Origin of the sequence: Mycolicibacterium phocaicum, assembly GCF_010731115.1 — a bacterium.
Lineage (GTDB): Bacteria > Actinomycetota > Actinomycetes > Mycobacteriales > Mycobacteriaceae > Mycobacterium > Mycobacterium phocaicum.
In genome coordinates this window covers 818,364-831,268 of record NZ_AP022616.1, presented here as the reverse complement: position 1 = coordinate 831,268, position 12,905 = coordinate 818,364, and the positions used below count along the sequence as shown (strand labels likewise).

Sequence of the window (12,905 nt, the reverse complement as noted above, 5' to 3'; positions counted from 1 at the left end):
GGGAGATGTTTGCCGTACCGGGTCAGCCCTGGTACCCGTCCAGGAATCCGGTGAGTCCCGACGGGGTGTGCGGACCGATGGCGATCTGTTCGACGACGCCGATCCCGGTGCGCTCACCCATGGTCGCCTTCACGACGTTCTGCAGGTGCAGCGATGTGAAGTCCGTGGGGTCGAAATCGTCCATACGGATTGACTCCCGGCCGATTTCGAACTGGCCGTGATTCGACCCGTGCCCCCAGTGCGGGTGCCAGTAGCCGATGCCGCGCATCCGGAACGTGTAGAGCTTCTCCAGTTCGATGTGGGTCTCACCCTCGATGGGGTCGGTGAACCACAGATGGGCCCGCCGGATTTCGCGCCGCCCCGGCTCCCAGTCGAGTTCGTAGCCGACGTCGTAGCATTCGCGTACCCCCACCCGGCTGCACGGTGACGCACCGCCGGGCAGCGGGTCCAGGATCGCGGCGGTTTCCAGCCACCGGCGCCCGTCCTCGTGCTCGTGGAACGCGTAGTGGGTGAATCGGTCGCCGAAATGCAATGGTGCCCAGAGCCAGAAGACCTGGAAGGGCATGGGCCGGCGCAACACGGCGAGTTGCTCGCCGACAGGCCGGATGCCCCAGGACCGATCCCGGGTCCCCGGCACGTCGCCGGCCTCGACCGCCAGGTCTTCGCCGTCGACGCTGATCGTCCCTTCCCACGTCCCCCATTGCGTCAGCCTGGTGTGGTCGGTCAGCACGATGCCTTCGGCGGTGCGGCGCTGCTGACGCGGCTCCTCCACGGCCACGGTGGTGGCTCGGAAGGTCAGGTCGCAGGAGATGTTCTGCTCGTTGGCGTCGACGACATAGCGGATGGTCCGCAGCGGTTCGATGACCTCGATGCGGAAGGGGCCGATGGTCGCCGACCGGTCCAGGGGCATGGCGCCCGAGGCGAAGATCGAGTGCTCGACACCGTCCTTCACCACGCTGAACGCCGCGTCGATGATGCCGCGAACGGGGTAGTGCCCCATGGCCGCACCGAAGTAGAAGTCGCCGTCGCGCTGGTGGCCGTTGAACCAGTAGCGGTCATAGTGGTTGGGGTCGCCGCTGGCCGGCACGCCCACCGGGTCGGCCGAGGCGTGGATCGGATAGTCGTCGAACGGAGTCAGCACGGTCGCGTCACCGCGCCGGCTCGTTGATCTTCACCAGCATCTTGCCGATGTTCGCCCCGGTGAACAGGCCGTTGAGCGCATCGATACTGGATTCCAGTCCGTCGTAGACCGTTTCGCGGTGTACGAGCAGGCCCTGCTGCTCCCAGCCGCTCAGCGCGGCGAACGCCTCATCGAAGCGTGACCACTCCTCGAGTGCGATGAACCCCTGCATCGTCGATGCCGTGGCGAGCAGGTTCACGTAGTTGGACGGGCCTGGGTGGTCGCCGTTGAGGTACGTGGTGATGATGCCGCACATGACCACGCGGGCCCGGTGGGCGAGGTTGCCGAGTGCGGCGTTGAGAATGTCACCACCGACGTTGTCGAAGTAGACGTTGATGCCGCCCGGACACGCCGCCTTCAGGGCGGCCGGGAAGTCGTCGGCCTTGTAGTCGACGCAGGCGTCGAAGCCGAACTCCTCGACCACGACGCGGCACTTCTCTGGACCGCCCGCGATGCCGACGACGCGCGCGCCGGCGATCTTGGCGATCTGTCCGGCCACCGACCCGGTGGCGCCCGCCGCGGCCGAGACGACGACCGTCTCACCGGGTTGGGGCTTTCCGACGCCCGTCATGCCGAAGTAGGCGGTCGCTCCGGTGGGGCCGTAGATCGACATCACCGCGAGCGGGTCCGTGTACCCGACGACCGGCGTGCTGAACAGGTCGTCGCGGATTATCGCGTAGTCCTGCAGCCCGGTCAGTGTGGTGACCAGGTCGCCGACCTTGTAGGCGTCGCAACGTGATTCGACCACCTCGCCGATGCCGGCCACGCGCACCACCTCGCCGAGCTGCAGTGCCGGGAGGTAACCAGGTTCGCCGTCGAGCCAGGTCCGGGCGGCGGCGTCGATGCCGACGTACGTCGTCCGCAGCAGTGCTTCTCCCTCGGCGGGGACCGGTGCGGGCGCCGTAACCATCTCGGTGTCGTCGGGGGAGACCAGACCGTTGGGACGGCGCCGCAGCAGGATCTTACGGTTTTCTCGGTTCATCGTGTCGTTTCTGTGGAGGACCGGCGAGTTTTCATATTGATTATTAAAAGTCCTCTCGGTTATCGTCAACCCCGATGGCCGTGAACAACTCAGCGCGCCGGCGGGGACGACCGCCGCGCATAGACGAGAGCGCCATTGCCGCAGCGGTTTTGGAGATCGGCACCGAGAACGCCACGATGCGCCGGGTCGCCGAACACCTCGGCGTCAGCCTGCCGGGGCTCTACCACCACGTGAAGAACCAGCACGACCTACTGCGCCTGGCGACCGTCAGCGCCCTGACGAATTCGCCGCCGCCGCGCTACACCGGCGAGCACTGGGCCACCTGGCTCCGCGACTACGCGTCCTACATCCGGACGGTGCTGGCCGCCGAACCCGCGTTGGTGGAGAAGTTCGTCAGTGGTGCGGTCGGTCACGATGTCGAGATGGAGTACACCGCAGATGCTGTCGAAGCCCTTGCCGCACAAGGTTTGTCGCCGAGCGATGCCCTAGCGGTGTGGGCGTCGGTGAGCACCATGGCGGTCGGCAGCGTCACCGAGGCCCATCGCGAATACCTGTACTCCGAAAGTGGGCAGCCGTGGCTGGCCCGGATCCTCGCGCTCACCGCCAAGCGTGCGCCGTCGGAGTTCCCGACGTTGCGTGCCATCGCGAAATCGGGTGACGATCCGTTCGGAGACGAGGCATTCCAGCATCGAATCACGCTGTTGCTGGTCGGCATCGCGGCGCATTACGGGCTGTCGCCGGAGCCCTGATCCCGGTCAGGTCGCGCGCTGACCCTTCGCCCATGCCCAGGATGCGATGCGCCAGCTGATGCCCTCTCGGCGCATGGCGAAGGTGAAGACCGCGCCGGTCTGGGTGATCCGAGATCCCTTGAGGTCGAACGTCATTGTCGCGGGCAGCACGACGTACGCCGCGTCGTCATTGGTGTCGTTGTGCAGCGGTTCGCCAACCGTCACGTGATAGCCCGAGGCTCCCAGGTGCTCGCCTTCGGCCAGTACATCGCGATACCAGTCCGACGCGGCCGTCGGCCCAAGCCACTGGTGCGGTGCCATCCCGTCGAGGATGGAACCGTTGGGGGAGAACACCGCCGACATGCCGTCGGCGTCACCCGCGTTGAATGCGTCGATGTAGGTCTGGATGGCGTCTAGTGGTGTCGCACTCATTGCGTCTGATCCAAACGTCGGGGTTTTCCTGGCAATGCGTCACGCTAGCACCGCCCAATCCACCTGGTGGTGAAACGAATACGGCCTGTCTCGGTGCCGTGGTGGCACCGAGACAGGCCGTATCGCCGTCAGCTTTGCGGCTTGGTCAGCTCCGCGGGTACGTCGGGTACTCGATGCCCGACAGGAACTGCACGACGCGAACAACCTGGCACGAGTAGCCGAATTCGTTGTCGTACCAGCAGTACAGGATCGCCTGATCGCCGTCGACGATGGCGGCGTTGGCGTCGATGATCGACGCCGCACGCGAACCGATGAAGTCGCTCGACACGGCGTCGGTCGCCGCGGTGTAGTCGAGGTTGCGGCTCAGCGGACCCGACAGCGACGTCTCACGCAGGTGCGTGAGCACCTCATCCTTCGTCGTCTCCTTCTTGAGCTGCAGGCTCAGGATGGCGATCGACACGTCGGGGGTGGGGACGCGGATCGAGTTACCCGTGATCTTGGCCTTGAGCTCCGGCAGCGCCTTGGCGACGGCCGAGGCGGCACCGGTCTCGGTGATGGTCAGGTTCAGCGGCGCGGAACGGCCACGACGGTCGGCCTTGTGGTAGTTGTCCAGCAGGTTCTGGTCGTTGGTGAACGAGTGGACCGTCTCGACGTGACCACGGATGATGCCGAACTTCTCGTCCATCGCCTTGAGCGGCGGCACGATCGCGTTGGTGGTGCACGACGCACACGAGAAGATCTGCTGGTTGACGTCCTGGCCCAGGTGGTTGACGCCGTGCACGATGTTCGGCACATCGCCCTTGCCCGGTGCGGTGAGGACGACCTTCGAGATGCCCGGACGCAGGTGCTGCTCGAGGCCGGCGCGATCGCGCCACTTGCCGGTGTTGTCGATCAGGATGGCGTCGTTGATGCCGTACTGGGTGTAGTCGACGTCGGACGGGTCATTCGCGTAGATGAACTTGATGACGTTGCCATTGGCGATGAGGAGGTTGTTCTCCTTGTCGACCTTGATGGTGCCGTTGAAGTGCCCGTGGACCGAGTCGCGGCGCAGCAGCGAAGCGCGCTTCTTCAGGTCGTCGGCGCCACCGCTGCGGACCACGACGGCCCGCAGATTCAGGCCGTTGCCACCGCCGGCCTTCTCGACCAGCAGTCGGGCCACGAGGCGGCCGATCCGGCCGAAGCCGTAGAGCACCACGTCACGCGGGCCCTGCGGCTCGGCTTTGTTGTCGCCGGTGACGTCCGACAGCGCGTCGGCGACGAAGTCGGCGACCGACAGGCCACGCTCATCCGCGCGATAGGCGTGCACCAACAGGCCGAGGTCGATCTTGGCCGGACCCAGGTCCAGATTCGCCAGAGCCTCCAGGAACGGGAAGGTCTCGACCACCGACAGCTCCTCGCCGGCGATCTGCCGGGCGAAGCGGTGGGTACGCAGGATGCTGATCACCGACTTGTTCACCAGCGACCGGCTGTGCAGCAGGACGGTGACGCCGCGCGTGCGGTGCAAGGTGCCGACGATCGGAATCATCGCCTCCGCCAGGGCTTCCTGGGTGTTCCAATTGGCAAGTTCTGGTGTATTCAACTCATCTGTCCTACGGGTCGCTTGGCCGATCGCGCTGAGCAGCGCATTCATGTTAGCGATCGGTATTTCCGGCTCTGCAGGTCGTCCCGCTGGCAGGGCACGTAGGGGTTGACAGGCACGCCGGCCCGTGGGCCGAAACTGTGTCCCAGCAGGCGACTACTCAGTGGGTGGCCGGCTGAATCCGGCGCAGGATGGGCACCAAACCGATCAGTGCGATGACGTTCGCCACCACGATCAGCGCAATCGTGTAGGTGGGGGAGATGTCGTAGACCGCGCCGAGCAGTCCGCCGGCGATGAGCAACGCGACACCGCGCAACAGGGCGAGCCAGCCGAACGCAACAGCCCTGGTGTTCGCCGGGACCAATTCGGTGACGACTGATTTCACGGTCGAGTCGAGGACTCCGTTGACGATGCCCCACACCGCAACGCCGATCCACACCAGCGTCCGGTCGCCGGTGAAGGCAATCGCGGAGAACGCGGCGGCGATGGGCACCGCGACCAGAGTGACAGGCCCGCGCTTGTCGTACACCCGGCCCATCACGAGACCGGCCGCACCGTCGACCGCCATCGCCACCGCGAAGAGGACGGGGACCTGAGCGTCAGACAGCAGCCCGGTGCGTTGGGCGTGGAATGCGAGCAACGGGAACGAGGCGACGCCGCACGACAGCACCCCGATCGTGATGACGTAGTGCCAGAACCGAGCCGGCAACCGCTTCGGTACCGCAGGGCCAGCGGCGTCGGATTCGGTTGCTTCCCGAATGGCCTCCTCTTCGTAGCTCCGCGGATCGGGAACGCGAAAGCGGAGCCAGCCCAGCAGGATCAGGACGAGCACGCCCGGAACGATCAGTACTCCGAACGCCATCCGGTAGTCGCCGGCGTGAGCGCTCAGCACCGCGGCCAATAGCAGCGGCCCGGCGATGGCGCCCGTCTGGTCGAGGGCCTGATGTACGCCGAAGGCGCTGCCGCGACCCGTGCTCGTCGACGCGTGCGACAGCAATGTGTCCTTGGCCGGCGAGCGGACCGCCTTGCCCAGGCGCTCGGTGCCATACAGCAGCAGCGCCGGTACGAGCGATCCTGTGACGCCGATCAACGGGACGCTCAGCACCGTCAGTGCGTAGCCGGTGATCGTCCAGGTCCAGTAGTGCTGGGTCCGGGCCACGGCATAGCCGGCGACAACCCGCAGCCCATATCCGATGAATTCGCCTGCGCCGGCGACCAATCCGACGACGGCGGCGGACGCCCCGAGGGTGGCCAGATAGGGGCCGATGATGCTGCGGGCGCCTTCGTACACCATGTCGGCAAGCAGGCTCACCACGCCGAAGACGAGGACAAAGTGCCAGGGCTTGAGTGGTCGGCCGGTCACGCACCGATTGTGCACGGGACCCAGGCGGAAGTGTCACCGATGTCTTGAGACATAACACGTGACAGCGGTGGGATCTGGCTGTAGACTCGAACAGATGTTCGAACATGCTGGTATCGGGGTCGACGGTGTGCCGGTCCACGATGCTGGCGTGGTCGACTTGATGATCCATTTCGCGCGGGTGGAAAACCAGTGCGCTGCGGGCCGGCTGACGGCCGTCGCCGACCTGGCGATGCTGCGTGTCGATGACCAGGATGGCCGGCAGTGGTGGGCCTGTGATGGCTGGGACGCTGCGGTCGCCGAAGTCGGCGCCGCCCTCGGCCTCGGGAAACGCGAAGCCTCCGGGCAGTTGTCGATCGCCGTGGCGTTGCGCTTCCGGCTACCCAAAGTGGCGGCGGTGTTCGCCGACGGCGGAGTCTCGGCACGGACGGTCGGCACGATCTGCTGGCGCACGCGTCTGGTGGAGGACCCCAACACGCTGGCTGTCATTGACGCCGCGCTCGCGGGAGCGTTGTCGGAGTGGGCGGGGTTGTCCCGCAAGAAGATCGAGAAGAAGATCGACGGTTGGGTGCAGAAGTTCGACCCGGCGGCGGTGTTGAAGGTGCGTTCGGCGGCGCGCCGCCGTGGGGTCGGGGTGGGCAAACCTGATGACGAGACTGGGGTGGCGTCGATCTGGGGTGCGCTGCTGGCTACTGATGCGGAGTTGTTGGATCGGGTGTTGACCGAGATGGCCCGGCAGGTGTGTGAGAACGATCCGCGTACGTTCGGGCAGCGCCGTGCCGATGCCTTGGGGGTGCTGGCGGCCCGCGGGGATCGGCTGGCCTGCCAGTGCGGCAATCCTGACTGCCCGGCGGCTGGGCCGGATGCGCGCGCCGCGGCGGTGATGATTCATGTGCTGACCAATGGGCTGCCGGCGCCGGTGGCGGATCCGCTGCTCAGTGGGGACCCGGCCGCGCCGTTGGTGCCCACGCCGGCCCCGTCTGCGCCGGAGCCGGTCTTCACGCCCGAGCCGGTGTTCACGCCCGAGCCGGTCTTCGCACCTGAACCTGCGCCAGCAGCCGAGCCGGCGAATGAGATGGCGCCCACGCCCATGCCTATGTCCGAGCCGGCGCCGGTGGCCGATTCGCGGCCTGCCAAAAACCCTGTCGCTTCTGCGGCTGCCCCGGCAAGCGAGACCGCACCCACGCAAACGGCCGGCCCGGCACCAGAGTCATGCCCGGCACCGGTCTCGTCACGTGCGGTGGCCACTACCGTCAAGCCTCCGGCGCCGGTACGCACAGCCGTCGGCTATGTCCTCGGCGGTGGCGTCGTGCCGCCGACAGTGTTGGCGGACCTGGTGGCCCGGGGTGCGAAGGTCCGTTCGGTCGCCTCCGCCGCCGATTTGGATGAGGTGCCGCGGTACCGGCCTTCGGCCGCGATGGATGAATTCGTGCGGATGCGGGCGATGACGTGCATGTTCCCGGGCTGCGATCATCCGGCCACCGCCTCCGATATCGACCACACGGTGCCGTGGCCGGCCGGGCCCACCCATCCGGGCAACCTGAACCCGAAGTGCCGCAAACACCATCTACTGAAAACGTTCTACGGCGGCCCGGACGGGTGGCAGGACCGTCAACAACCCGACGGGAGCATTGTGTGGACCGCACCGACGGGCCATACCTACATCAGCGTGCCCGAAAGCCGAATCTTGTTCCCCCGCACGGTCACCGACACACCGCTGCCCAATCCACCACCGGAGACCGTCGATCTGGACACCGCCACGGCTCCCGGCCGGAGCGTCATGATGCCCATCCGGCGCCGCACCCGCGCGCAAGATCAGGCCCAGCAGATCGCCTACGAGCGCGCTCTGAACCAAGCCGACATCGACGCACAAGAGGCCGCGCGAGAAGCGTTCGCCCGCCAACGCAAAGAACGCGAAGAACGGGAAGCTGCAGAGGCCGCAGCGGCCGCCGAATCGGCAGAGCAACAAGGCATCCCGCCACCGCGGTGACTCAGATGGCTAGTGTGCGTGGTCGAACAGAACCAAGGTGTCGGCCAGGTTGCCGTCCACGAAGTAGGCGCGGCAGGTGAAGGGGTCATGAATCGTGCCGCCGGCTTCGGCTTTGGCGTCGATCGTCCCCGACACGTTCCACACCGTGATGCGGCCGTGGTCAACACCTTTCAGTGGCTCGTCCATCATCAGCGGGAACATGTCCTGTCCATCCGTCTCCAGCGCACCGGCAACCGACCGAACGCCGGAAAGCTGGGCTGAATCGGGCGATGCCAACTGCTTGCGCACGTCGGCCTGGCATCTGTCGCGGGCGACGTCTTGCGCAGCACGCGGCTCCGGACCCATGAGGCCGAAACCGCGGGTTTTCACGCCGATCACCGCGACGACCGCCAGTGTCAGCACACACACTGCCGCGATGATGAGGAGCCGGCGCGGACGACGACGCTCTCCGTGGTCAGCTGTCATGGCCCGAACGTAACCTGCGTCGCGTCGCACCCGGTCACAGGCTTACCGGATGGGAAGTCATGCGGGTCGACGTTCGGGATGACGGTGTCCCAGCGGTACGCGTGTTGCGCATCGGCGGCGCAGCCTTCGTTGGCGGTGTCGTACAGCACCCGGAACGTATGTGGGTCGGCGCCCACGATAGCCCGGTCCTGGTAGTAGGCGCGCTGATCATCGACGGCGTAATTGAACACGCTGTCGTTGAGGCGACGGAAGGTGGCCGCGTTCGCTCCGGGGATCGCCTCGCAGCGGTAGTAGACGGTGTGAATGTCCTTGGCATAGTCCAGGTTTCGGTCGTCGGGGGAGAAGCGCAGGATCTTGAAGTGCGCTGGGTCGTCCGAAATCTCGCGGTCCTTGCAATAGACACTCTGACCGTCTTTTGCCAGATCGCTGTTGATCGGCACGAAATGGTCGGGGTCGTTGCTGAGGGGCAGAGTGCCGGCCCAGATGTGGTTGCGGTCCTTGGCCCAGCCGTAATTGAGCCAGTCGAATGTGGCGGCATCGGCACCGGGGATCTGAGCCCCTCGGTAGTAGGCGTGCGACTTGTCCCGTGCGTAGCCGCTCGAGAGTTTGTGGAAGGACTCGGCGTCAGCGCCTGCCACCACCCGGGGTGACGAGTCGATGCCGGCTGTCCAATAGACCTTGCCGTCCTCGACGTAGTACCCGCCGACGACCTTGGGACTGCACGCACCGACGAGTGTGGACACGGAGATGCACAGCACGGCAGCCAACAAACGCATGTCGACCCCTTTCGATGACCATCCGCAGTCCCTCGAGCAGAGCGGTTCGCCCGGCCGTGATGACGCTACTCGCGGTGTACCGCGCGGCGATGACGATCAATGTCGGCGACCGAGTCTCGGTGCTGGCGCTTCTGCGTACGCTGGCGAACAGTTCCCGCCCAATCTGGAGTTGTCATGACGATCAGCGTGTTCGATCTCTTTTCCATTGGGATCGGGCCGTCGAGTTCACATACCGTCGGGCCGATGCGAGCCGCCGGCATGTTCGTCGACGAGCTCAGCGCGCGCAATGTGGTCGACCAGGTCGTCGATGTCCGCGTCGACCTGTACGGGTCGCTGGCTGCCACGGGCGGCGGCCACGGCACCATGCCGGCGATTCTGCTCGGTCTGGAGGGCTACCGGCCCGACACCATCGAGACCGATGAGATGGAACGGCGGCTGGCGGTCATTCGAGCTGAGGGGAAGATCCGGCTCGGTGGCCGAATCGTGCTTGCCCTCACCGAATCCGATATCGCTCTGCACCCTACGCAGCAACTCGACCGTCACCCCAACGCGATGACGGTCACGGCGACCTCGGCGGACGGCGGGGTGCTGTACCGAGAAACGTACTTCTCGGTCGGCGGTGGCTTTGTCCTCACCGAGCAGGCCATGGCCGCCTCACCCGAAAGCACCAGCGAGACCGCCGCTTTCACGTCGGCAGCCGAACTGCTGGCCCTCACCGACCGTGAGCGCATCTCCATCAGTGATGCGATGATGGCGCAGGAGTCCGCGACCCGCACCGAGGCAGAGGTGCGCGAGCGTCTGCTGCACATCCGTGACGTGATGGTCGCCTGCGCGACCAACGGGATGTCGCGCGACGGCTACCTGCCCGGCAACCTGCGGGTCCGTCGCCGGGCCAAGGACTGGTTCGTGCGGCTCAATGCCGAAGACCCGCAGCGGGATCCGGCGTTCGCCGAGGATTGGGTGAACCTGGTGGCGCTGGCGGTCAACGAGGAGAACGCCTCGGGCGGACGCGTCGTCACAGCTCCGACGAACGGCGCCGCGGGCATCATTCCGGCCGTGCTGCACTATGCCTTGCACTACACGGCCGCGGGTAAGGCCGACCCCGATGACGCGACGGTTCGATTCCTGCTGACCGCCGGAGCCATCGGGTCGCTGTACAAGGAACGCGCATCCATCTCGGGCGCCGAGGTCGGTTGTCAGGGCGAGGTCGGATCAGCGGCCTCCATGGCGGCGGGCGGCCTCGCGGAAATTCTCGGTGGCACAACGCAACAGGTCGAGAACGCTGCCGAGATCGCCATGGAACACAGCTTGGGGCTGACGTGTGATCCGATTGGCGGCCTTGTCCAGATCCCCTGTATCGAACGCAACGCCATCTCCGCGGGCAAGGCCATCAACGCCGCACGCATGGCGCTGCGAGGTGACGGCACCCATCGGGTCAGCCTCGACCAGGTCATCGAAACCATGCGCGCCACGGGCATGGACATGAGCTCCAAGTACAAAGAAACCTCGACTGGCGGCCTCGCAGTGACCGTCAATGTCGTCGAATGCTGAGCCGTTGATGAGCGAGACAGTCGCGCCGGTACGAATCGGCATCCTCGGCGCAGCCCGGATCGCGCCGTTGGCGCTCATCAAACCGGCCAAGGGCCGCGACGACGTCGTCGTGGCCGCGGTCGCAGCCCGCGAGGAAGAGCGGGCCGCCGCATTCGCCACCCGCCATGGCATCGGTACGGCGTACAGCGCCTACGAGGACCTGATCGCGGATCCCGAGCTGGACGCGGTGTACATCCCACTGCCGAACGGGCTGCACGGCAGGTGGATTCGGGCTGCCCTCGAGGCAGGTAAACATGTGCTCTGCGAAAAGCCGTTCACCGCCAACGCCGCTGAGGCGGCCGACATCGCCCAACGCGCGGCCACTTCCGACCGTGTGGTGATGGAGGCGTTCCACTACCGCTACCACCCGCTGGCGCTGCGCGTCGAGGAGACCATCGCCTCAGGCGAATTGGGGAAGCTGCAGCACGTCGAGACGGCGATGTGCTTCCCGCTGCCCAAATTCTCCGACATCCGGTACAACTACGCGCTGGCGGGCGGCGCGACGATGGACGCCGGCTGCTACGCCATCCACATGGCGCGCATCTTCGGCGGTGGCACTCCCGAGGTCGTATCGGCGCAGGCGAAACTCCGGGACCGGCAGGTCGACCGTGCGATGACCGCCGAATTGCGTTACCCCGCAGGGCATACCGGACGGATACGTTGCAGCATGTGGTCGACGAGTCTCCTCGAGATGAGCGCTCGGGTCGTCGGGGACCACGGCGAGTTGCGGGTGTTCAATCCCGTGCTGCCCCAGCTGTACCACCGCCTGACGGTCCGCACCGTGAAAGGCAAACGGGTGGAACGGTTTCCGCGGCGCGCATCCTATGACTATCAGCTGGACGCCTTCGCCGGTGCGGTCTTGCGTGGTGAACCTGTCAAGACCTCTCCGCAGGACGCGGTCGAGAACATGACCGTCATCGATGCCGTGTACCGGGCCGCCGGACTTCCGGTGCGAGAGCCTGCTTGAAGCGGCGGACCATGAGGGCCACCACGGCGCCGATGGCCAGGACGACGACCGAACCGACGGCGTTGACCAGGCCGTTGGCGACGTCGAACGGGAACGTGAAGATGATGCCGAGCAGGACGGCCACCTGAATCAGCAGGCCGACGCCGACGACGGCGCTCAGTCGGACGTGCAACGCCAATAACGCGGTGGTCGGAGTGTGCTCGGTGGTGGCCGGCATGAATCGGGCCGCGACGAACTGCGTCATGGGCTTGCCGAGCAGGCAGCTGGCGAGGAACACCGCCGCCGCCACACCGCCGACGAGCGTCTGCCCAGCCAGCACGAGCCGGGGATCGGTCGTCACCAGGGCGACGGCCAGGGTGAGCCCGAACATCAGCATGAGGTACCCGGAGTAGGGATCGAGCCGACGAACCCGCACGAGCCCGTACGCGACCGGGACACCGGCGACGACCGTCGCGGCCAGGAGCGCGAAGTACTCGGAATGCCCGGTGGCGCGGAGGCCGTAGAAGGCGACCAGCGGCGTGCCGATCTCGAGGACGGTCCGGACGATCGCGCGGCGTTTGGCGGCGGATCGGGCGGCATCCGGGCGGTCGACCGGCTCCGGTTCGATGGTGTCGATCGACATGGCGGTCATGGAGATGTCCTTCCCGGACGAGTCGGTGGCGTCGCCGTGCAGCGATGCCTACAGCGTCTCGCTCGGGCAGTCCCGGGTCTGTCGGGCGACCGGTTGATGAGGGGGAGGAAACCGATGTCCACCGATCGGCGGAGCCACTGAAGGCGCGTACCTCCGAGCCACGCCAAAAGTCCACGTCAACCGGATTGTCCGCGCTAATGTCGTCTCGACGTCACTGCCGTAAGG

12 protein-coding genes are annotated in these 12,905 nt (G+C 66.4%); 4 read left to right on the top strand and 8 right to left on the bottom strand.

Going from position 1 to position 12,905, the window contains the following annotated elements:
- Positions 1-22 precede the first annotated feature (22 nt).
- Together G6N46_RS04065 and G6N46_RS04060 are read right to left on the bottom strand one after the other, a co-directional pair.
- Positions 23-1,141, bottom strand: coding sequence for an Rv3169 family protein (locus G6N46_RS04065; RefSeq protein ID WP_138249276.1), 1,119 nt, complete (start codon positions 1,139-1,141; stop codon positions 23-25).
- Between the two features lie 7 nt (positions 1,142-1,148).
- Positions 1,149-2,162, bottom strand: coding sequence for an NADP-dependent oxidoreductase (locus G6N46_RS04060; RefSeq protein WP_138249277.1), 1,014 nt, complete (start codon positions 2,160-2,162; stop codon positions 1,149-1,151).
- Between the two features lie 74 nt (positions 2,163-2,236).
- Here G6N46_RS04060 and G6N46_RS04055 point away from each other — a divergent pair, with 74 nt between their 5' ends.
- Positions 2,237-2,911 (top strand): TetR/AcrR family transcriptional regulator C-terminal domain-containing protein, encoded by a 675-nt coding sequence (locus G6N46_RS04055; RefSeq protein ID WP_138249278.1) that lies wholly within the window; start codon positions 2,237-2,239, stop codon positions 2,909-2,911.
- A 6-nt stretch (positions 2,912-2,917) separates the two neighbouring features.
- Here G6N46_RS04055 and G6N46_RS04050 read toward each other — a convergent pair whose 3' ends face one another.
- The 3 genes from G6N46_RS04050 to G6N46_RS04040 all read right to left on the bottom strand — a co-directional run bounded on the left by G6N46_RS04050 (position 2,918) and on the right by G6N46_RS04040 (position 6,264).
- Complete coding sequence (locus G6N46_RS04050; protein WP_138249279.1) at positions 2,918-3,322, bottom strand: YybH family protein; 405 nt, start codon at positions 3,320-3,322, stop codon at positions 2,918-2,920.
- A gap of 145 nt (positions 3,323-3,467) precedes the next feature.
- The gene (locus tag G6N46_RS04045; RefSeq protein WP_138249280.1) at positions 3,468-4,901 is read right to left on the bottom strand and encodes a glyceraldehyde-3-phosphate dehydrogenase; all 1,434 of its coding nucleotides are present in this window, start codon (positions 4,899-4,901) and stop codon (positions 3,468-3,470) included.
- 160 nt (positions 4,902-5,061) lie between these two features.
- Complete coding sequence (locus tag G6N46_RS04040; RefSeq protein WP_138249281.1) at positions 5,062-6,264, bottom strand: MFS transporter; 1,203 nt, start codon at positions 6,262-6,264, stop codon at positions 5,062-5,064.
- A gap of 94 nt (positions 6,265-6,358) precedes the next feature.
- On the opposite strand from G6N46_RS04040, the gene G6N46_RS04035 reads away from it, so the two are divergent.
- Positions 6,359-8,251, top strand: a complete 1,893-nt coding sequence (locus G6N46_RS04035; protein ID WP_138249282.1) for an HNH endonuclease signature motif containing protein — start codon at positions 6,359-6,361, stop codon at positions 8,249-8,251.
- 9 nt (positions 8,252-8,260) lie between these two features.
- Here the strand turns inward: G6N46_RS04035 and G6N46_RS04030 are convergent, their stop codons facing one another.
- Together G6N46_RS04030 and G6N46_RS04025 are read right to left on the bottom strand one after the other, a co-directional pair.
- Complete coding sequence (locus G6N46_RS04030) at positions 8,261-8,653, bottom strand: hypothetical protein (protein WP_234880654.1); 393 nt, start codon at positions 8,651-8,653, stop codon at positions 8,261-8,263.
- 59 nt (positions 8,654-8,712) lie between these two features.
- Entirely contained in the window at positions 8,713-9,492 is a 780-nt protein-coding gene (locus tag G6N46_RS04025; RefSeq protein WP_138249283.1) for a DKNYY domain-containing protein, read from the bottom strand.
- 174 nt (positions 9,493-9,666) lie between these two features.
- On the opposite strand from G6N46_RS04025, the gene G6N46_RS04020 reads away from it, so the two are divergent.
- Positions 9,667-11,043 carry an L-serine ammonia-lyase gene (locus G6N46_RS04020; protein WP_138249284.1) on the top strand — a complete coding sequence of 459 codons (1,377 nt, stop codon included), beginning with the start codon at positions 9,667-9,669 and terminating at the stop codon, positions 11,041-11,043.
- A 7-nt stretch (positions 11,044-11,050) separates the two neighbouring features.
- Entirely contained in the window at positions 11,051-12,049 is a 999-nt protein-coding gene (locus tag G6N46_RS04015) for a Gfo/Idh/MocA family protein (protein ID WP_138249285.1), read from the top strand.
- Here the strand turns inward: G6N46_RS04015 and G6N46_RS04010 are convergent.
- A complete protein-coding gene (locus tag G6N46_RS04010; protein WP_064858237.1) occupies positions 11,997-12,680 on the bottom strand; it encodes a VC0807 family protein in 684 nt (227 codons plus the stop codon). The two genes, G6N46_RS04015 and G6N46_RS04010, sit on opposite strands and share 53 nt — an antisense overlap.
- Positions 12,681-12,905 lie beyond the last annotated feature (225 nt).